The sequence below is a fragment of the Crateriforma spongiae genome (assembly GCF_012290005.1).
In the GTDB taxonomy this organism is placed as follows: domain Bacteria; phylum Planctomycetota; class Planctomycetia; order Pirellulales; family Pirellulaceae; genus Crateriforma; species Crateriforma spongiae.
This window is the reverse complement of record NZ_JAAXMS010000004.1, coordinates 74,143-95,759: the sequence shown is the minus strand read 5'-3', so window position 1 is coordinate 95,759 and position 21,617 is coordinate 74,143. Positions and strand designations below refer to the sequence as shown.

General features: G+C 58.7%; 14 protein-coding genes and 1 tRNA gene. 11 read left to right on the top strand and 4 right to left on the bottom strand.

Annotated features, from left to right (window positions below):
- The first annotated feature begins 418 nt into the window (after positions 1 to 418).
- Positions 419 to 1,396 (top strand): translation elongation factor Ts, encoded by a 978-nt coding sequence (tsf, locus tag HFP54_RS11855; RefSeq protein ID WP_146413996.1) that lies wholly within the window; start codon positions 419 to 421, stop codon positions 1,394 to 1,396.
- Between the two features lie 133 nt (positions 1,397 to 1,529).
- Positions 1,530 to 2,273: a UMP kinase gene (gene pyrH / locus HFP54_RS11850; protein WP_231604647.1), complete on the top strand. Its 744-nt coding sequence runs from the start codon at positions 1,530 to 1,532 to the stop codon at positions 2,271 to 2,273.
- A 47-nt stretch (positions 2,274 to 2,320) separates the two neighbouring features.
- Here pyrH and polX read toward each other — a convergent pair whose 3' ends face one another.
- On the bottom strand, positions 2,321 to 4,060 hold the full coding sequence (gene polX / locus HFP54_RS11845) for a DNA polymerase/3'-5' exonuclease PolX (RefSeq protein ID WP_168565298.1): 1,740 nt from the start codon (positions 4,058 to 4,060) through the stop codon (positions 2,321 to 2,323).
- 132 nt (positions 4,061 to 4,192) lie between these two features.
- Complete coding sequence (locus HFP54_RS11840) at positions 4,193 to 5,890, bottom strand: hypothetical protein (protein WP_168565297.1); 1,698 nt, start codon at positions 5,888 to 5,890, stop codon at positions 4,193 to 4,195.
- A gap of 421 nt (positions 5,891 to 6,311) precedes the next feature.
- Here HFP54_RS11840 and HFP54_RS11835 point away from each other — a divergent pair, with 421 nt between their 5' ends.
- Positions 6,312 to 7,622: a prepilin peptidase gene (locus tag HFP54_RS11835; protein WP_315853883.1), complete on the top strand. Its 1,311-nt coding sequence runs from the start codon at positions 6,312 to 6,314 to the stop codon at positions 7,620 to 7,622.
- 65 nt (positions 7,623 to 7,687) lie between these two features.
- On the opposite strand, the gene HFP54_RS11830 is transcribed toward HFP54_RS11835, so the two are convergent.
- The gene (locus tag HFP54_RS11830) at positions 7,688 to 8,296 is read right to left on the bottom strand and encodes a DUF2203 domain-containing protein (RefSeq protein WP_168565296.1); all 609 of its coding nucleotides are present in this window, start codon (positions 8,294 to 8,296) and stop codon (positions 7,688 to 7,690) included.
- An 845-nt stretch (positions 8,297 to 9,141) separates the two neighbouring features.
- On the opposite strand from HFP54_RS11830, the gene csrA reads away from it, so the two are divergent.
- The 5 genes from csrA (at position 9,142) to HFP54_RS11805 (ending at position 14,916) form a co-directional block, all read left to right on the top strand.
- Complete coding sequence (csrA, locus tag HFP54_RS11825) at positions 9,142 to 9,336, top strand: carbon storage regulator CsrA (RefSeq protein ID WP_145297028.1); 195 nt, start codon at positions 9,142 to 9,144, stop codon at positions 9,334 to 9,336.
- Between the two features lie 416 nt (positions 9,337 to 9,752).
- Positions 9,753 to 9,825 (top strand) — tRNA-Glu (locus HFP54_RS11820).
- Positions 9,826 to 10,217: 392 nt separating this feature from the next.
- Positions 10,218 to 11,720 (top strand): arylsulfatase, encoded by a 1,503-nt coding sequence (locus HFP54_RS11815; RefSeq protein WP_390657349.1) that lies wholly within the window; start codon positions 10,218 to 10,220, stop codon positions 11,718 to 11,720.
- A gap of 236 nt (positions 11,721 to 11,956) precedes the next feature.
- Positions 11,957 to 13,858 carry an FAD-dependent oxidoreductase gene (locus HFP54_RS11810; RefSeq protein ID WP_168565294.1) on the top strand — a complete coding sequence of 634 codons (1,902 nt, stop codon included), beginning with the start codon at positions 11,957 to 11,959 and terminating at the stop codon, positions 13,856 to 13,858.
- A gap of 203 nt (positions 13,859 to 14,061) precedes the next feature.
- Positions 14,062 to 14,916, top strand: coding sequence for a polysaccharide lyase (locus tag HFP54_RS11805; protein WP_168565293.1), 855 nt, complete (start codon positions 14,062 to 14,064; stop codon positions 14,914 to 14,916).
- A gap of 32 nt (positions 14,917 to 14,948) precedes the next feature.
- Here HFP54_RS11805 and HFP54_RS11800 read toward each other — a convergent pair whose 3' ends face one another.
- Positions 14,949 to 16,169 carry a sialate O-acetylesterase gene (locus tag HFP54_RS11800; RefSeq protein ID WP_168565292.1) on the bottom strand — a complete coding sequence of 407 codons (1,221 nt, stop codon included), beginning with the start codon at positions 16,167 to 16,169 and terminating at the stop codon, positions 14,949 to 14,951.
- A 332-nt stretch (positions 16,170 to 16,501) separates the two neighbouring features.
- Here HFP54_RS11800 and HFP54_RS11795 point away from each other — a divergent pair, with 332 nt between their 5' ends.
- From HFP54_RS11795 to HFP54_RS11785, 3 genes are all read left to right on the top strand, one after another.
- On the top strand, positions 16,502 to 18,019 hold the full coding sequence (locus HFP54_RS11795; protein ID WP_168565291.1) for a sulfatase family protein: 1,518 nt from the start codon (positions 16,502 to 16,504) through the stop codon (positions 18,017 to 18,019).
- 120 nt (positions 18,020 to 18,139) lie between these two features.
- Positions 18,140 to 18,727 (top strand): RNA polymerase sigma factor, encoded by a 588-nt coding sequence (locus HFP54_RS11790; protein WP_168565290.1) that lies wholly within the window; start codon positions 18,140 to 18,142, stop codon positions 18,725 to 18,727.
- A gap of 70 nt (positions 18,728 to 18,797) precedes the next feature.
- Positions 18,798 to 21,545, top strand: a complete 2,748-nt coding sequence (locus tag HFP54_RS11785; RefSeq protein ID WP_168565289.1) for a serine/threonine protein kinase — start codon at positions 18,798 to 18,800, stop codon at positions 21,543 to 21,545.
- Positions 21,546 to 21,617: the final 72 nt, after the last annotated feature.

Here is a 21,617-nt window from a genome sequence, read left to right as displayed (position 1 = left end):
CCCACGCCCCTCGGTCGCCCTTGCGTCCGAGGGCCGCGCATGGCCGGATCGCTGGAGCCCTGAATTTCGCGGCGTTGAACGGAAATTCTTCCGCGTCGCGACGAGGCATCGATGGCTTGGCAGTCGTGTCGTCATGGCGTGGCGACCGGCCCGACAATGCCCGTGGGTCGGCATCATGGGTGCCCGCACCGCAAGCCGTTACGGTCGTCTGACCCAACATTTGTGCTTCACGGCCGCCGCTCCGGTGCAGATACCTGTCGCGACGACCGGCGCAATGTCGGCGTTCACAGAACACGCGGCTGATCAGCCACACTCGTACCCGGCTGCCGGTGGCCCCGTGCCCCGATTCCCGGCCCAATCCCCATTCAAACTTTCTCACTCGACCAATCTCTGAATTCAACCACAGGAAGATTAAGTCATGACGATTTCTGCTAAGGCGGTTGCCGAACTGCGCAAGACAACCGGCGCCGGAATGATGGACTGCAAGAAGGCGTTGGAAGAATCCGGCGGCGACATCGACGGTGCATTGGAATACCTTCGCAAGAAGGGCCAAAAGGTGGCCGAAAAGCGTGCCGACCGTGACGCCAACGAAGGCGTTGTGGCCATCGTGACCGACGACAACAAGGCGTTGGTGTTGGCCCTCAGCTGCGAAACCGATTTCGTCGCCAAGAACGAATCGTTCGTCGAATTGGCCACCGACATCGCCAAGACCGCCCTGGCCAATGGCGCGTCCACCGCCGACGAAGTCAGCGCAATGACCTATGGCGACACCACCGTGGCCGAACGCTTGGTCCAGGAAACCGGCAAGATCGGTGAAAAGATCGAAGTCAGCGATTGCCAAGTCATCGAAGGTGACAACATCGCGACCTACGTCCACGCCGGCAGCAAGATCGGCGTCCTGGTCGCTTACAAGGACGGTGGCAAAGACGGTGCCAGCGATTTCTTCCGCAGCGTTGCCATGCACATCGCCGCGATGAAGCCGCAGATTTTGCACCCCAGCGAATTTGATCCGGAATTCGTCGCCAAGGAAACCGAGGCTCTGCGGGCACAAATCATCGCCGAAAACGAGCTGAACGAAAAAGAAAACCTGGGCAAGCCGCAGAAGAACGTGCCCCAGTACGCCAGCCGCAGTCAGCTGACCCCCGAAGTCTTGGCCGCGACCGAGGAAGCGATCAAGGCCGAACTGAAAGCCGAAGGCAAACCGGAAAAGATCTGGGACAAGATCGTGCCCGGAAAGCTGGAACGCTTCATCGCCGACAACACCTTGCTGGACCAAGAACGCTGCTTGCTTAGCCAGTTTTTCGCGCTCGACGACAGCAAGACCGTCGAAACCGCGGTCAAGGAATTTCATCCCGACGCCGAAGTCATCGCGTTCCGCCGCGTCGCCGTCGGCTGATTCGACCGCATCGGGATCTGCCCGATATGATCCGGTTCGGCACGCCAATCCAAGTTCTCTGGCGTGTCGAACCGGCGAAAGAATTCTGACGTCGGCAATCGTTCATCCATCAACTTCTCCGTGACGCCACACCATGACCAGCGAACCGATGTCGGATCCGAATCTGCGATACCGCCGCGTGATTTTGAAACTCAGCGGCGAAAGCCTGGCCGACGCGGGACAGCGTGGCATCAGCGGTGAAGAACTCAGTGCGATTGCCGCTCAAGTCAAACAGGCCCACGAATCAGGTTGCCAAATCGCCGTCGTCGTCGGCGGCGGAAACATCCTGCGTGGCGCCCAGTTTTCCGGCAGCAACGCGGTCGTCCAAGAAGCCACCGCCCACTACATGGGCATGCTGGCGACGGTGATGAACAGCGTCGCGATGCAAGACGCATTGGAATCGATCGGTTGCCCGACCCGCGTGATGGCCGCGCTGCGGATCGATCGCGTTTGCGAAAGCTTCATCCGCCGGCGCGCCATTCGTCATCTGGAAAAGGGACGCGTCATCGTGCTGGCCGCCGGCATCGGCAGCCCCTTTGTGACCACCGACACCGCGGCCGCCCAGCGGGCACTGGAATTGGACGCCGACATCGTCTTGAAAGCCACTCGAGTGGACGGCGTTTACAGCGACGACCCGGAAAAGAACCCGCACGCGGTTCTGTACGAATCGCTGTCCTACAAAGAGGTTGTCGAAAAGAATTTGAAGGTCATGGATGCGACGGCGATCGCGCTGTGCCGCGAGCATGACAAACCGATCCTGGTGTTCAACTTCAAGACCGACGGCAACATCGTCCGCGCCGTCCGCGGCGATAACGTGGGCACCCGCATCAGCGTCTAGCATCCTCGCTGTTCGCTTCGCGGAAATGATTGCGCCGCATCTGCGCTTCAAGCTTTCACAAGCTTGCGAAACTTCGTCCACGACAACGTGTTGACCACGTCGTCTTTGGTCAAACCGCCGCGACGCGCCTGGCAGATCCCAAACCGCATCACATCCAGCCCGTCGGTGCTGTGGGCATCCGTGCTGATCACGATCGGCACGCCCAGTTTCTTTGCAGCCGCCAAGTGCACATCGTTTAGATCCAAACGAGCCGGGTTGGCATTCAATTCCATGATCGTGTCGTGCTCCTTGGCGGCGTGCAGCACCGCGTCCATGTCGACTTCGTACGGCGGACGCCGGTTGATCAATCGTCCAGTCGGGTGCGCGATGCAGTCGACGTGCGGGTTTTCGATCGCTCCCAAAATCCGATCCGTGATCTGGTCACGAGGCTGTTTCTGTCCGTAGTGAACGCTGGCAATCACCCAATCGCCTTGGGCCAGCACATCATCGGGCAAATCCATACCGCCTTTTTCCAAGATGTCACATTCGATGCCCTTCAAGATCACCAGCCGTCCGTCGTATTCCGATCGAATGTCATCGATCATTGCCCATTGTTCCAACAGCCGATCGGGATCCAGCCCGCCGGCCATCGTCACCCGCTGACTGTGATCGGTGATTGCGATGTACTTCAATCCGCGTTCGATCGCCGCGTCGGCCATTTCCCGCAGCGTCGCCGTACCATCGGTGGCATTGGTGTGCATGTGCAGGTCGCCCACGATGTCGTCGACATCGATCAAGTCGGGCAATTGATCCGACGAAGCCCACTGGAATTCCTGGCGGTCTTCACGCAACTCCGGTGCAATCCATGGCAACCCGATGGCTTCATAGACATCTTGTTCGGTGCTGCCCGCGATCGGCTGATCTTCGCCGTCGCGAAAGACGCCATATTCGTTGATCTTCAGCCCGCGTTCTTTGGCCAACCGCCGCGTATGAATGTTGTGGGCTTGAGAACCCGTGAAATACTGCAGCGCCGCACCGAACTGCTCCGGTGCAACCATTCGCATATCAACTTGGAAGGCTTTGCCGACACGGATCGACACCTTCGTTTCGCCTCGCCCGATCGTCTGGGTGCGGTCGGCGTAAGATTCGAAGTGATCCATCACCGCGTTTCGATTTTCGGGCGAATCTTCTTCAGCGACGACCAGCAAGTCCAAATCACCAATGGTTTCTTTGCCGCGTCGATAGCTGCCCGCCCACTGCATCCTTTCGATCCCTTCGCACTGTTCCATGTGCCGGCTGATCGCCCGAGCCAGCGAATCGCCGTCGGACCAGTAGATGCGTTCGGCCGACGCTTGGGCGATCTGCAGACCGTCCAGGATCGAGGCTTGTGTTTTTTTGCCGAATCCTTTCAGGTTGGCGACTTCGTCGGTCTGGCAGGCTTTGCGCAAGTCATCCAGCGATTGGATGTTCAATTCCTCTTGCAGCTTGACCGCTTTCTTGGCCCCCAGTCCGGGAATCCGAGCGATTTGGATCAGCACATCGGGGACTTGATCGCGCAGCTTTTCCAAAGCCGGCAGTGATCCCGTGTCGATCAACGTCTGGCACTTTTCGACCAGCGTTTTTCCGATTCCCGGGACTTTGGCCAGATCACGATCGGGATCGGCCAGAATCGATTGGACGGATTCGTCCAGATCGCGAATCGCTCGCGCCCCGTTGGAATAGGCGCGGATGCGGAACGGATTTTCGCCGCGGAATTCCATCAGTTCCGCGATTTCGTCGAATGCGGCCGCGATGCCTGCGTTGTCCATGCTGTGGTCCGTCGTCTGCCCTGCCAGATGTTTGAAAAAACGGCCGGTACCGCGGGCATAATTCCCACGGTGCCGACCGATCGGTTCAGCATGGCAGTTTACGACGCCGGAGCGTCACGGACAGACCCTGGACTAGCGGGCCTTGTACCACTTGTTGTTGACCTTCTTGGGTTGCCGAGTCGGCGGTGCGGCGGGACGAGCCACTTCGTAGCGATCCGCGGCGGCCCGGCCTTGGGACTGCGGTGCAGTATTGCCAGTTCGATAATTCGATTCCATCGACGCTTCGCGAACCGGCACGGTGACCGTGGGGCGTTGGTTGCTGCCCGGTGCCGGTCGTGCGGTGAACGTGTCGCCGTATCCACCGGTCGACTGCCCGGCGGACGGACTGGCCGAACCGTTGGGACGCGTCAGCGGCGGCGCGGTCGGTCCGAACCCGCCCGACGAACGCATCCCCGCGGAAGTCGACGGGGCGGTCGATGGTCGCGCGGCGGCATTGCTGCGGTACGACGGCGGCGCCGGAATCGGCTGGACCGCACCGTATCGCGTGCTCGGGGACATGCTGGTGTTGTTCAGATCGGCCGATGCACTGGGCACGGTCGAGGGCACCGTCGGCGGCAATGCCGTTTGTCCGGCGGCAGCGTCCAGTCGGCGACTCGCTTCCGGATCGCTGCTGCTTTTCAGCCGCCATTGACCGTCGGCGGGAACGCCATCGGGACCGACCGGCGGGACGCTCGTGGACGGTGCGTATCCCGATCCGTATCGGTTGTCGGTGCCGCCGGAACTTTGTGACGCCGAACCATTCAAGCTGGGCTGGGTCATCGGCTGAAGATCGGCCGAGGCGGCCGGAGACGTCCCCATCGCGGGTGAACCGGTCAGCGGCGAACCGGTCAGCGGAGCGGTGGTCGATGGAATCGGTGCAACGTTGTAGCCGGGGCTGTTATATCCACCGACTTGTCCAATGTTGCCGCTATAGCCGGGCGTCGTTTGGCAGGTCCCACCGGTCGACGGCACAATCGTCGTCGGTGGTGGCAACACGGTGGTCGTCGCGCCGCCCATCGGAGCTTGCAGCGAATTGTAGGGCGTCCGCTGGAGCTGTTGAACGGTGGATGCACAACCTTGCTGAACGGTCACCGTGGTCCCGGTGATCGGATCGACGGTCGTCGCCGGACGATAGTAGGTCACCGGCGCGGGGTAGTACGAACTGCGATAGTTCGTCCCGAACAGGTTGCTGAAGAACCGACGCAGTCCCGATTCACGTGGTTGCACCGGAGTCGCGTAGACTGGCGCAACACCGGTCGCCGGCAATGCGCTGGGCGGAACCGGAACCACACCCGCGGCGCCGCTATTGACCGTCGGCGGCAACGTGGTCACCGGAACCTGGTAACTGGTCCGTGCTTGGTAGTTGGTTGGATAAACATTGCCCGTTCCATAGATCGGGTTGGACGTCGTTGTCGCGCCGCGATAGGTCGACAAGGGAACCGAGTTGGCGGTGTAAGCCGACGTGACGGGTTGGCCCGTGTAGACCGAAGGGTTATCGATCGAGTACGTCGGCCGCTGCAGCGAATACGCCGAAGCCGTCGGCGTTGTGATCGGCAACATGTACGACGTCTGGGCGTTGTAGGCGGGCTGGCCGACAACCGGCGTGGCGATCGGCAAACTGCCGGGTGGTCGAGCGGCGGTGTAGGTGGGATACCCCGCGTATCCGGCGGCGTACACCGGCGTGGGTCGACCGTACAGCCAATCGGTCAGACAACATGCGTCGGCGACCGAACCGCTCAGCGGCGTCAGCGCGGCGGCAAGCAATGCGATCTTCGTGTGTCGGAATGACATCCGATAGTCCCGTGCGTCTAAGTCAAAAGTGGATGACGAACCGGTGGTGCGACATCGGCTCGGTGTAAGTGGAGGACTTGACCATCCAAGAGTCAACGAAACTTGAGCGGTCGTGGGGGAAAAGCCTCGGGATCCCATGCGGCGATCACGGGTGGTGCCGGTTACGTTGATTTTTCCGGCGACGCACGCCCCGCCCCTGACACTACCGCGTGAAACTTGGTCGCCGTGAAACTTGATGTGGACATGTCGACCTGGTGGGTCGATCGATCAGTCACGGCGAAGATCGCGTTCCAACCACCGGTCTGATCCGCTAGTCCGGCGGACAGCCCCTTCGAATTGACCTACAATTCCGCCGGTCACACGATCACACGTTTTCTGACGCCGTATCCTCACGTCCCTCGCACCGAACACGACGCCCCACGTGCTGCAGCCATTCATCGAACTGCCGCTGATTGTTCGCTGGATCATCCTGGCCCTGCTGGGGCTGGGCGGCGGCGTGCTGGCCAATCATGTGATCTACACGTGGTGCTGGTTCCCACGCCCGATCAGCCCGTGGCGGCGAAGAAACCGGGCGTCAGATTCGAACGAAGCCAAACCAACCGCCTTTGCGGCGACCGACCGGATTCCCTTGTTCGGATGGCTGATCCGATCCCGTCGTGATGCAGCGGCCTTTGGACGCTGGTTTTGGGTGCGGCCCTTGATGATCGAATTGGGGCTGATGATCGCCCTGCCGGCTTACTACCAATACACCTGTGTGGCGGGCGGCATGCTTCCGGAAGCGTTCCGTGATCCAGCCACCGTGAATAATCTGGCCGGCTATCTGAATTGGATCTTTGTGGCCCACGCGTTGTTGTTGATCTTGATGACCGCGGCGACGTTCATCGATTTTGACGAGCAAACGATCCCCGACTTGATCACCATTCCGGGCACGCTGATCGCCCTGACCATGGCAACGCTGTCACCTTGGATCTTCATGCCCGCACTGGTTCCCGGTGCCGGAGGCGTCCCGGCCAGTTTTCGTCCGATCACTTTCAGCCTGCCCGATCTGCCGGCCGATCCCAAGTGGTTCACGTCGACCGGATGGTGGACCGCGATTGCGATATGGTCGGGCTGGTGCTTTGCCCTTTCGCACCGCCGCGTGATCTTGCGCAAAGGCTGGGCGAAAGCCGTGGAGTTTTTCTTGGCCGGCCTGGTCCGCTATCCGACATGGAAGTTTTTGATGGCCATGTGGCTGGTCGGACTGGTGGCGGTCAGCGGCGTGTACTTGGTGCGCGAAGAAATTTGGGGCGGCATCGCTTGGACCGGCCTGTTGACGTCACTGTTCGGCTTGGCCGTGGGCGGGTCCGTTGTCTGGGCCATCCGCATCGTCGCCTCCGCCGCCATGGGTGTGGAAGCCATGGGCTTTGGCGACGTGACTTTGATGGCGATGATCGGCGCCTTCGTCGGATGGCAGGCTTCGATCGCCGCATTCTTTCTGTCGCCAATTGCGGCGATCGCCATCGTCTTGGTCCAGTACGCAATCACGCGAGAATCCCGTGTGCCGTTCGGTCCCTACCTTTGTGCGGGAACCGTACTGACGATGCTGTTTTGGGATCGCATCTATGCGGGCTACTTGGAATCAGTGCTGATCACGCTAGGGCCATCACTGCTGTGGTTCGCGCTATCGATGTGCGGGCTGTTGGGCGTGATGCTATTTGTCTGGGGCCTGATCAAGAAAGCCGCCTTTCAATGATCACTTGGGTGTGAGACCACTTAGGTGTGACGGCGGCACCGACACTTGAGTTAGGTACCAGCGGTTCAATTTCGCTGCTGGGCGAACCGCCGTCCTTCGATGCATCGGCGTTTCGCCGCCACCTCGTTGGCTTCGTGCCAATATCGGATCTCCGGTTCATCGATGTGCCAACAAAGGTGAATGATCCGACGGTCATGCACGGCACGAAAATCGACATAGCCTTCGGCGTCGTCGTGCAGCACCACGCCCAGCTTTGCCAGTTCGTCCATGTGCCCCGACAATCGATCGCGATCCTGCTGTAGGGAATCCCGCACATCGTCGACCTCATCCACAAAGTCGCGATGTCTTCCCAATCCTTTGGCATCACGTTCATTCAAGCCGGCCAGTTGTTGATTCAGCGCAGCGATCTCGTGCCGCAATTGCATCACGTCCTGGACGATTCGACGGACCAGGGGCAGTGTTCGGTTGGCCTGTTCGGGCGTGAAGATCGGCGACGCGCCGGCGTCACGTCGTCCTGATCGCGGTCGACGGTTGGGGTCGGTCGGCGGATTGACGGCATGAACCATGATGACGATCCGGGTTTGTCGGCGAATGGATTGTTTGGCTGCGGTGATTCGGTTCGGTAAGGGGATGCGACGATCGCGGGCCGGATTGCCCGTTTTACGCCAGTTCATTGGATTCGGATGTCACACGCCGGCTCGGCAGCACCACGAAACTCCATGCTGTTGAATGTTCAGCGGCCGATCGTTCTCCGCCGGCGTGCCCATCGTGAACACCGCATGGCGTTTCAACCGGTGGTCACGGCCGAACATTCACGACGACCGTCAGAATCGTTCCCAGCGATACAGACCCCGGCGACACAATTCCACGGCGACACAACCACAGGATGCGTTCGCGTTTCGGCGATTCGATCCTGCTGTAGCGATGTCCTCTCCTACAAGGGACGGATCCCGACGGTCTTCTGTTCACCGGACGGCGAAAACCAAACCAATCCATGCGACATTCGGCCGCAGGACGGGTGTCGGCTTTCTGACAACTTCCAAAACGCTCACCCCCTGGTCTCATTCGGCTCAGTTTTGGAGATCTTGGGTTCGAGGTGAGACTCCATGGATCAGGCGGGGAGGACCGAAGGTGCGGGCAACCGCAGCCCTATCGCGGCACAGGTGACCTGCCTGAAGAGGGACCGTGTTCGAAAAATTAAAAATCCGCCATTTTCGCGGCCGGAAGCGAAGAATCGGGCACAAATCGCGGGGATTCTGGTCCGTGGAGATACTTTTCCGGGTTTGTCAAGTCCGTTTTGCTTGACGTTTTGCTTGCGTGTCGTAGAGTGGAAGTGAACAGGACGCTGTGTTCAATAGGATTTTGCACGCAGACCGCGAACATTCGGGCTCGGATCCAGCAGGTTTTGGATTCACCGCCCAATGATTCGCCTTACGATGCTCTGCCAGTTCTTTCCCTCCGAACCCAACAGCGATCACCGGAGTAAATGAATTGACCGGGTAACAAGGAATGAGTTGAAATGTTGGTTCTATCACGAAAGAAAAACGAGAGCATCGTGATCAACAACGACATCAAAATTGTCGTCGTTGAGATCCGAGGCGATAAGGTTCGCCTGGGTATCGAGGCTCCCCGCGAGGTGCCGGTGCACCGCCGCGAAGTTTACGACGCGATCCAAAAAAGTATGGAAGCGGGCGACCCCACGGTCGAACCGTAAGCGTTTTCCGTTCTAGGGCGGCTTCGTCCCGCCATCTGATTTCGACGCGGACCGACGTTGCAAATGGCGTCGGCCGTCTCGATTGACCGCTCAGATCCTGTGCACCACAAGCGGTCGGTCCATGATCGTTTCGGGGCCCCTTAATCCTGCCGATTTTTTCCCCTTAGCCTTCGCCGAAGGATGGTTTCCCACGGGTGCCGATAATCCTTCGGACAACTTTCATAAATGGCAGCCGAGCGGCTTGACGAAATCGCGGGTTCTTGGTTTGATACCGCCCACGTCAGCCGAGGTAATGCCGTTTGCGTTTCCTGCGTGTTGACGCGTGGCTGATTCGTCTTCTTGACGAATTCCTGGGATTCAGGTGCAGAGATTCCGCGGCTTCGGCCGATTCGTTCTCTGACCTGGGCAATCAAAACGGCCCCTTCGTCTAGCGGTCTAGGACATCGCCCTTTCACGGCGGTAACACGGGTTCGAGTCCCGTAGGGGTCACTGCAATCGAAACCGCGATTCCGATTCGTTCGGGATCGCGTTTTTTTTTTGCGCCATTGCCGGGCGGCTCCCGTTTTCCAAAGCGTGCCCTCTCCACCACACGGCTTTCCCAACACTCGGCCGACTCCCTGTGACGTTCCGGATCACAGGAAATTCATGGGATCCCCCCACCTTCATGTGGTTGCCGATCCGCTATCCTTTCGCTCCCGCCGGCGAATGCACCGATCGATGCGGACGTTTCGGGCGTCAACGACGCGCGAGTGCAACGAACGACGCGTTCCCAGTGCCGGTCTTCTTGTTTCCCAGACTTCCTGAGTCCCTTTTCTTGATCCGGGAGATCACCCATGATCCGGTCAGCAACTCTGATCCTTGCCGGGCTGGTCGCCACAGTGATGGCCACCTCGACCGCCCGCGCCGCCGACGATACCCCAAACATTTTGGTGATCTTCGGCGACGACATCGGTCAAACCAACGTTTCCGCCTACACCCGCGGTTTGGTCGGTTACCAAACGCCCAACATCGACCGCATCGCCAAAGAAGGCATGCTGTTTACCGATTACTACGCCGAGCAAAGCTGCACGGCGGGTCGGTCCACCTTCATCACCGGCCAATGCACCTACCGAACAGGCTTGGCCAAAGTCGGCCTGCCCGGATCGCCGCTGGGATTGCAAGCCGAAGACGCAACGCTGGCCGAATTGCTGAAGCCGCACGGTTACGCCACCGGCCAATTCGGAAAGAACCACCTGGGTGACCGCGACGAATTTCTGCCGACCGCCCACGGCTTCGATGAATTCTTTGGCAACCTGTATCACCTGAACGCCGAGGAAGAACCAGAAAATCGCAACTACCCGACCGACCCGGAGTTTCGCAAAAAGTTTGGTCCGCGTGGCGTGATCAAATCCAGCGCCGACGGCAAGATCGAAGACACCGGCCCGCTGACCAAAAAGCGAATGGAAACCGTCGACGAAGAAACCTCCGCTGCCGCGATGGACTTCATCGAACGACAAGTCAAAGCGGACAAGCCGTTCCTTTGTTGGTGGAACGCGACACGAATGCACTTCCGCACTCACGTCAAAGAAGAAAATCGGGACGAACCCGGCCTGACATCGCGAACCGAATACGCGGACGGGATGATCGAACATGATCAACAGGTCGGCCAACTGTTGGACAAGCTGGACGAACTGGGCATCAGCGACAACACGATCGTCTTGTACACGACCGACAACGGCCCGCACAAAAACACGTGGCCCGATGCCGGCCTTAGCCCTTTCCGCAACGAGAAGAACAGCAACTGGGAAGGCGCCTTCCGCGTTCCCTGTGTGGTGCGTTGGCCCGGCAAGATCGAAGCGGGCAGCGTGTCCAATGAAATCGTCAGCGGCCTGGACTGGTTGCCCACCTTCATGGCGGCCGTCGGCGAAGATGACATTAAAGAAAAACTGCTCAACGGTCACCAAGCCGCTGGCAAAACGTTCAAAGTCCACTTGGACGGTTACAACATCTTGCCCTACCTGACAGGCAAGGAAGAACGATCGCCACGTAAAGACTTCTTCTACTTCAACGACGACGGCCAACTGGTCGCCATGCGTTTCGAAAATTGGAAACTGGTCTTTCTGGAGCAACGCGCACCGGGATTGCTGAAGGTCTGGGCCGAACCGTTCACCCAACTGCGGTTGCCCAAGATGTACGACTTGCGGGCCGACCCGTACGAACAAGCCGACATCACGTCCAACACGTATTACGACTGGTTGATCGACCACGCGTTTCTGCTGGTGCCGGCGCAAGCTTACGCGGGCAAATTCATCGAGACGTTTGCGGAATTCCCGCCACGCCAAAAACCCGCCAGCTTCAATCTGGAAGAGGTGATGCAACAGCTGCAAGAAAGCAGCAATCACTGATCCCGCAACAGCGATCGGCTTGATTTCTACGTATCGCCGCCTTGCCCCGAACGCCCACGCCCTTCAGCGCGAGACGTCGGCAAGGCGGCGTTTTTCGTTGGCAAGCCATGAATGCCCAAGACCGGCCTTTCCGCCCCTCTTTCACTTGCCCGCCGCCAGCGACACGACTAATTTGTATGACAATAAAACGCCCCGGTTGATCCCCACCGCCTCCACCGTCCCAAGGCAACGATCCGATGTTTGTCCTGCGTGTTTACGCCGCTGTGCTGCTGACTTGCCTGCTGATCGATTACCGTCCTATCGTCGCTGCCGATGACGATGGATTGGTTCTGATCGAAACCGAATCGTTCGCCGAAACAGGCGGTTGGGTGGTCGACCAACAGTTCATGGACCAAATGGGATCGCCGTATTTGTTGGCCCACGGACTGGGCGAACCCGTCGCCGATGCCGTGACCAAGATCACGTTTCCCGCGGCGGGATCGTACCGCGTGTGGGTGCGGACACGTGATTGGGTGGCTCCCTGGAACGCGCCCGGTGCGCCCGGGCGTTTCAAAATCTCATTCGACAACGAACCGGTCGACACCGTGTTCGGGACTGAGGGCGCCGCATGGCACTGGCAAGACGGTGGCGAAGTTCAACTGAACGATCGAGTTGAAATCCGGCTTCACGATTTGGCAGGATTCGACGGACGATGCGACGCCATCCTGTTGTCCGCCGATCCGGATTTTGTACCGCCCGATGACGGCGATGCGCTGCGTCGGTTGCGAAGCCGACTGTTGGGCTGGGATCAAGATCCGATCGATGCGGGAACCTATGACTTGGTCGTTGTCGGCGGCGGCTTTGCCGGGTCGTGTGCCGCGATCGCCGCGGCGCGACTGGACTTGTCGGTCGCTTTGATTCAAGACCGACCGGTGCTGGGCGGCAACGGCAGCAGCGAAGTTCGAGTATGGCCCGAAGGCGAATCCCGTGTCGAACCCTATCCCGAAGTCGGCCGGGTCGTCGACGAACTGTCGCCCAGCGCTAGTATCAAATTGCATCCGGATCCGAAGGGGCCGCTGGCATTCGACGACCGCCACAAAACCCAATTGGCGATGGCGGAATCGAACTTGGACTTGTTCCTGCAGCATCGCGTCAACGCCGCCGAACATGACAACAATCACATCGTCAGCGTCACGGCCCAGCACACACGCTCGGGGCAACGAAAACGTTTCACCGCCCGGTGGTTCCTGGATTCCACCGGCGACGGCGTCTTGGGTGCGCTGGTCGGCGCAGACTATGAATACGCCGCCCAAGGTCACATGGGGACGACGAACCTGTGGAGCATCGGTGAAACGACGGCCAATGAACACCAGATTCGCTGTCTGTGCGACGACGACGATCCGCTGTCGATCAACTTCGTCGCCTCCCAAGCCGCCCAGCCGTTCCCGCGTTGCCCGTGGGCCGTCGACATGTCGCAGATCGCGTTTCCTGGACGCGACGGCAAAGCCGCTTTCGGTGCGCCGGGCATCAACCAACTTGGCAACTGGTTTTGGGAATCAGGATTCAACAAAGACATCATCGAAGACGGCGAATGGATTCGCGACCTGAACCTGCGTGCGATGTTCGGTGCTTGGGACACGCTGAAGAACATCGATGGCAAGTATCCAAACCACCGTCTGAAGTGGGCCGCCTTTATCGGAGGCAAACGAGAATCCCGGCGTCTGATGGGCGACGTGGTTTTGACGGCCAATGACTTTCGTGACAAAACAGTTTTCGAAGACGCCGCATTCCCCTGCAGCTGGCACATCGACATCCACTCGCCTCACCCGGAATATTTCGAATCCGACAGCGGTGATGCTTATTTCTCCACGTTCACCCGCGGCAAAGAGTTTCGTTATCAAGGCCCGTATTGGGCACCGTATCGATGCTTATACAGCCGCAACATCGACAACCTGTTCATGGCGGGACGCGACATCAGCGTCTCGCAATCCGGTTTGGGCCCGGTACGGGTGATGCGGACCGGCGGCGTGATGGGAGAAATTGTTGCGATGGCCGCGTCGATCTGCAAAGCCCATGACTGTACACCGCGGGATGTCTACCAAAGCCATCTGGACGAATTGAAACAATGCATGACCCAGGGTATCCCCGCGCACGACTGACCCGCGTAAAACACTGATCTAGAGTGCCTCCCGCCTCCGCCTGCTCCCCGCCTACCTGCCTACCCGCCCACCTGCCTACCTGCCTACCCGCCTACCCGCCCACCTGCCCACCTGCCCACCTGCCCACCTGCCCACCTGCCCACCTGCCCACCTGCCTACCTGCCTACCTGCCTACCTGCCTACCCGCCCACCTACCAACCACCATGCCACATTCACCGTCTCGCATCGTCCAATCCGCGATCCTGATCACACTTCTGGCCGTCACATCCGGCAATGCACAATCAGCCTCGCCAATCCAGCCGCCGAATCCCACGGAACTTCGCGTCATCTATTCCACCGGCTTTGAAGACGCCGACTGGCTGAGCGATTGGAACGACGTCGGTCATCGCCAGAACATGCAATGCGTTGATTCGTCGGATCGTTCCGACGTCCCGTCACCAAGTGGCGACGGTCGGTCGACCGGCAAAGTCTTACAAGTCACTGTGGCGAAAGACGGCCACTACGGTTGTGCTCCTCAGCTGATGTTCCAGCGGCATCTGGGATCGCTTCCGGACGAGGTCTATGCCAGCTATGACGTTTGTTTTGCCGACAACTTTTCCGGCTACGGCGGCAAAGCACCGGGGTGGAGCGGCATTGAAAGCGTTGGCTGGGGCGGCAAACCATCGGACGGCATCAACGGTTGGTCCGCACGTGGCGGCATCCATACCAACGATGATGGAACGTTGGGTCTGTCTTACTACACGTACCATGCTCGCATGCGTGGCAAGTACGGCGATTCATTTCGCTGGACCGGTCCCGCAGCCGCGATCAAGACCGGACGTTGGTACCACATCGACCAGTACTGCAAGATCAACACGCCGGGCCGACCTGATGGTGTCTTGCGAGCATGGGTCGACGGCGAACTCGTCTTGGATAAGACCGATGTTCAAATGCGAAACACCAATCAACTGGGTTTAAAATCGTATTGGCTGAACTACTACTACGGCGGCAAAGGCGTCTCCGCTCACGAACGTCACGTGTATCTGGATAACCTTACGCTGATGACGCCGAAACGATAGACAGCCCAGGTCCCCACGGATCCAGCCGACAATCAGTCCTGCATCTCTGCCATAGCTTCGGCAAACCCTTTGCCGATTTGCAACATGATTTTGGCGGATCCCAAATAGTGGTATTCCGCGTTGGAAACACCAGTGGACAGAATTTGCCACTCCGCTTCGGTGAATTCGTCTTTTCGCAACCGATCCCGCATCGCCGACTCTTCTTGGCGAGTCATTTTCTGTTCTTTCTTCAGCGTGCGAATCTTCTGACCGATCTGGTTGTCTCGGGTGCGAAGCTCGGCCAATTCCTGATCCCAGTAGTTCTCCGTCAACACCGCCCGCACGTTGCCCTGAAACTCGGGCGACTCGGCTGGCGTCGCCATCGCGTGACGAAAATTTTGGTGCACGCCGCGGATGCGGTTTTGTTGTGTCGTGTACAGAGCCGTCGGGCCGTTGACGCCCATCACACCGATCACGATCGGTAGCCCCGGAGCGTCAAGATCGTGCCGGACGTCGCGAATGAAGTGGCCCAACAGTTCGCTGTATTTCGCATAGCCACCCGGCTGATCACGATCGGGGTAAGTCCCCGAATCGACCATGTCATTCCACCCTTGAAACCAAACCAGCCCGGCCAATTCATATCCCGCACTGGAGTCATAATCGGGATAGACACGTCCAATGTCCGACAGAGTGCGCCGCACATGTTCGATCATCAAACGATAGTACCGACCGGTGGCCTCTCGTTTCTCGGTACGAATGCTTTCCACGTCTTTGCCCTGTTGTTCGAAACGTTGGATCTGGTGGGATTGAAAGACGTAGGGGCCGGCGCTGGGCGGCCGAAAATCCGTATGGAGGCTTTTGCCGCCCCAGGACGTTTTGACCAGCAAGACGGGTTCATCTAGCAATTCATGGATCGCGATCCCAAACATTAACTCCGGACCGATCTTTTGATCATTCGCCCCGAAGCCCGTCGTCAGCGGTCCATGCTTTTCACCCGAATTGGACAATGAACTGATCCATACGTCATCGACAACTTTTGGCCGTCCCTCTGCGTCTTGAACCTTGGCAAGCAGCGGTGCGGTTGCCGGATCCATCCCGACATGCTCCAGCGTCTCGACATTCGCATGCCCCTGCATGTTGGACTGGCCCACCAAGACAAAGACTTTCAATGGCTTTGATTGGTCAGCATGGACCGCATCATGGAAAAACGATCCTGCAACGAACAAACAGGTCACGATGGCGGTCGGAGCGGAAAGAAACGCGTGCGTTTTCATTAGCTTGATCAACTTGGCGATGGGTGAAGCGGAACTGACACCACTCTGCTCGGCACAAACAGACGAACGACCCTACAGACTAACGACTCGGCGCACGACAGAAGCCTCGGCAACTCGCCAAGCTCTCTACACCAGTGATTCGACTTTCCCGTGATGCCTGGTGGGTACCGACAATTTCAATGGTCGCGAAACACTGCCGAATGCCAAATCGCAAACGGCCCGACAGTTCATTGATCACGAGCCACACCTGGCCCGGTTACGATGTACTCCCGCGTTTTGTCCAACGGCATCGCCGTTCGCTTCTCGACAGCATCCACGATCCCATTCCCACCATGAACATCCCCGCTTTCCCGCGTCCTATTCGTGTTTTCCACCCAGGTTTGAACTCCCAACAGTTTCGAAACCTGTGGCGCATCGCCCTCTTATTCTGGCTGATCGCCGTGTCGGCGGGGCTGACGACGACCGGCCGCATCGCCGCGTCTGAATCACCCAATGTCGTGGTCATCTTTGCGGACGACTTGGGATATGGGGACGTCAGCTGCTATGGCGCGACCAAAATCAAAACACCGAACATGGACCGATTGGCGGCCGAAGGCATTCGTTTGACCGACGCACATTCCGCTGCTTCGCTTTGTTCCCCATCACGCTACGGATTGCTGACCGGTCGATCCCCGTGGCGATTGCATAAAAAGGGAAACGGCTATCGGCTCAGCTCCGACCAGATGAACATCGCCGCATTCTTAAAAGAATCTGGCTACACATCCGCGGCGATCGGCAAATGGCACTTGGGTTACAGCAAGGACTGGAACCGCTTGCCCATCACCGGACCACTGGAAGTCGGATTCGACTACCACTTTGGCGTGCCATCGAACCACAATGATTCCACACGGGCGTTCATCGAAAACCATGACCTGGTCGGTCGTAAACCGGGGCAGCCTTACCGGATCGTCAAAGGCCAAGACTTTCCCGACGGCTTGGAATCACCACGTGTTGAAGACCAAGTCGACACCACGCTGACCCGAAAAGCCATCGACTTCATCCGGCGCAATGCACAACGGCCATTCTTTCTGTACTTCACCCCCTGTGCGCCACACACGCACGTGACGCCGGCCGCACAGTTTCGCGGTACCAGCAAAGCCGGCTTGTTTGGTGATCACGTCCAGGAATTGGACGCTCATGTCGGCGAGATCTTGGACACGCTGGATGACCTGGGGATTGCCCAGAACACATTGGTGATCTTCACCAGCGACAACGGTTCCACCCCAAAGGATTTCAAGGGCACCCAGAACGTTCACTTGAACTTGGCCGACGACTCGGGCGAGGTGCGCCGGAAATTCAAAACTGCCAAGGCCGATGCCAAGAAGATGGGGCACGTGACCAACGGACCTTGGCGTGACGGCAAAGGCTACTCCTACGAAGGTGGCCACCGCATTCCCTTCATCGCTCGATGGCCGGGAATGATCACGCCGGGAACCACGTCCGACAAAACCATCAACTTGACCGACGTCTTTGCCACCATCGCCGATGTGGTCGATCGAGACCTTCCCGCCGACGCCGCCGAAGATTCCATCAGTGCGTTGCCGCTATTGCTGGGACAACGGACCGAGATCCCACATCGCGAAGCGGTGTTCATTCTGGGTAACGGCAAGGACAGCGCCGTGGCCGTTTGCACGGGCACTTGGAAGCTGATCTATCGTTACGGCAGCGACGAAGACCGTGGTCACGAACTGTATGACTTGTCCAAAGACCCCAGCGAAAGCCACGACGTCGCCCAGCAGTATCCGGAAATCGTCGAACGCTTGGCCGACGCCTATCGATCCGCCGAAAACGCTGGCCGCACTCGCCCCTAGCACCACCGCCCGCCATCGGTCCGTACGCGGTGCTATCTTGGAAAGCTACCGTCGATCCGCGCGCCAAACGCCGGCATCCGCCATCGCACCGTTCGACACGCACCGCCATATCGTCATTCCATGAACCGCGGCACCCTCCAGGAACCATCGACGCATCCATCGTTGTTGGATCGAGCCCGATTGGGTGATGAAGAAGGATGGCACACGCTGGTCCAGGTGTATGGCCCGATCGTTTATCGCTGGATTCGACGCTGCGGGGTCCAATCGGCAGACGCGGCCGATGTGATGCAAGACACGTTTCTGTCAGTCGCCAAGGCTCTTCCCGAATTCGATCTGGACCGCTCCGGCGCCACCTTTCGTGGTTGGCTGTGGACGATCGCACGCAACAAGCTTCGGGATCGACAACGCGCCGATCAACGAGCGCCGATCTTCTTGGACGATGCAGACTTGCGATGGTCCGAGCAAGCCGATGACAATCCTCCCAGCGAACTAGCCGACGATATCCAGTCGATTCAAAAACGCTTGCTGCAAGTCCTCCGGCACTCGACCGATCCCAAGACCTGGCAAATGTTTTGGCGTACTGCCGTCGAAGGCTGTGACCCGGCGATCGTGGCAAAAGAAATGTGCGTCAGTCGCTGGACCGTTTACAAAGCTCGCGCCCGTGTGCTGCAGCGGCTGAGAAAAGAATTGGAAGAATTTTCTTGCTGAGGGTGTCCAATCCAGATCCGAATCATCGTTGCATGGTTGTCCGATCGCCCTCTCGCACCGAAAGCCTGCCATGATCGCCACCCGCACCGATTGCCCGTCGCTGGACGTCCTGACTCGTTTGATCGATGGGAACTGTTCCCAAGACGAATTTGAATCTGCGGCACAGCACGTCGATCAATGCGAACACTGCCAATCGCGGCTTCCGGGTTCGGTTTCGAAAACGAATGGCCTTACCAATATGGATTCCGATGAAGATTCCATCTTTGGTGAATCCGCCTGCCAGTTCGCCATCGCACGATTGATGTCCACCGGCGTCCAGCGTCCGATGGAAGTTCCATTGGAACAAATCGGGCCGTATGAAATCCTTGAACCACTGGGCCAAGGTGGCATGGGGATGGTGTGTTTGGCACGCCACAACCGTTTGAAACGACGTTGCGCGATCAAGTTCCTGCCGCCACATCGTGTTACCGAACCAGGCTGGCTGGATCGATTCGATCGTGAAATGACCACGGTTGCCGCGCTAGAACACCCCGGCATTGTTCGCGCGACCGATGCGGGCACGGATTCCGGTTGGCACTATCTGGTCATGGAATATTTGCAGGGAATGGATGTCGGCCGCGTGGCCCACCGATTGCGAAAGATTCCCATCGCGGATGCTTGCGAAATCGCGCGTCAAACCGCCATCGCCTTGGCCCACGTTCACGACCACGGTCTGATTCATCGCGACATCAAGCCGTCCAACGTGATGCTGACCCGTGGCGGGACCGTCAAACTTCTGGACTTGGGGTTGGTGCTTGCCGGCGATGATCCGTTGGCCGCCGATGATCGACTGACGACGGTCGGACATCTGATGGGGACGCTGCCCGCGATGTCGCCGGAACAGTTGCTGGACAGTCGAAACGTCCATGCCGCTTCGGACATCTATTCGCTGGGCGCAACCCTGTATCGTCTGATCGCAGGTCGCTGGCCGCACGCGGGTGACGCCGGCTTGGCCGCCCGAGTGTTGGCGATCACGGGCGAATCGGGGCGATCCATCCCGACGCCACTAAGCGATTTCGATCCGACGGTCGACGCCGAACTGGAACGCTTTGTCAGCCGAATGATGCATCGCCAACCGGATCAACGACCGGATGCATCTGCGGTGGCCGAACGACTTTCATCATGGTCGGTCGATGCGGATCTGAAAGCGTTGCTGCGGCGTGCGGAATCGACGCCAGTGCCAGACGCACCGGTCATCCCCACCTTCCCCCCGCTAAACAATCCGGCTGCACCGCCGCCGGTCAATCCCCGCAATCGGATGCCCGCTTGGCTCGGGCCACTCGGATGGTTCGCGGCAGCCGTCTTGCTGGCAACGGTCGTGATTCAAATCAAAACCGATCGTGGCCTTGTCACGGTCACCACAGACGGGAAAGACACCAGCGTCTCGGTACAGGAAGACACCATCCCAGGAAGCGAATCGGCGACTCAACCGCACAATCAAAAACCAGTCGCGTCGGCCGACAACCCGACCCATAAGAAAATCTATCTGGGCGAAGACCTCGATCATTGGTTGGGTGTTTTTCGTCAGGAACAACAAATCGAACGCATCGGACAAGCCATGCGTGCGGTCGAATTGCTTTCACGCGACACGCCAAAACGTGCGGAAGCAGCAAGAGTCACGCTGCAAATGGCCAACGAACACGGCTCGCTGCTGATCGAGGACAATCCCGATCAAAGCGGCAACGTCAACCTGATCGGTGGCCTCCCTTCGCCGTCTTCGCGATTCATGGGCTATCTCACCCAAACGTTTCCCCACTACCTTCCATCGCCAGGCCTTGCCGCACTGGAAGAATCGTTGGTCGAAGGAAACGAAAAAGCCAAGATCGCTGCAATCCTGCTTCTCAAGCACTTCGTCACCGGCGTGTATGTCAACACGCGTTACCCAGAACGCCAGGATTCTGCCGCGGCTTACCTGAGCCGACTTGGCGAGACGGAGCAGGGAAGATCGCAAGTGGAAGGCCTTCTGCGAGTACTTGGCAAAGCGTCCAACGATCTTCAACCCATCGCTTCGCAAAGTGACCGTCAAAGTCGCGTCTCCTATACGACAATCGACCAAGCCTATGACGCGCGGCACTACGCCTGGGAAACCGCAGTACGAATCACGGGCCAAGGCGGACCGCACATCGAACCTCCCACCTGGATCGCAGACTATGTGATCGAGCGTGCCGGGGAATCCATCACCGAATACCAACGGCGTGAGCTTGATCCCGAAACGAACACGACACGTTGGTCCTATGAAAACTCGTTCGGCTTCGGCGGTTTCGGAGGCGGAGGGATGCAAACGCAAACCAGCCCAACCGCTCCCGACTGGCTGATGCCCCGAGAATTGTTTGCAGCCGCAGTCGAACTGCAGCGAGAAGGCCGGTTGGAGATGCCAACGGATTTCATGGCCGAAACCCTGACACACCCTAGTTTCAGTTGGTACTCCACCGATGGCATGTCGCTGCAGGATGTGGCAAAGGCGATGAAAGAGATCGACGACAATGCGTACGCTCGGATCACCTACCATTTGGATCGCCTCTTCCGCGAGATCGACCACCAATTCCAAGACTCCAACAATGCGGAATACGTCCGCACACTGACCTTCCTAAAACCTCGCCTGGAAGAAGGACTGGCCGAAATCTACACGGCACACGTCGACCAACCGAAATCAGCACAACAGCGTTTGGAGGACTTGATGCTCGCCATCCCCGAGTTGCAGTCGTTTGGCCAAAACACCAATCCCGACCTGTCCATCTTCATAAGCATGGTACGGGCTCTGGACAGTCGGGCGGATTGACGCAGATCCATCGGATCGCAGTGTGTTTGTCAGCATGCGAATCGGTCACCGATAGAATGCCAGTGGACGCTT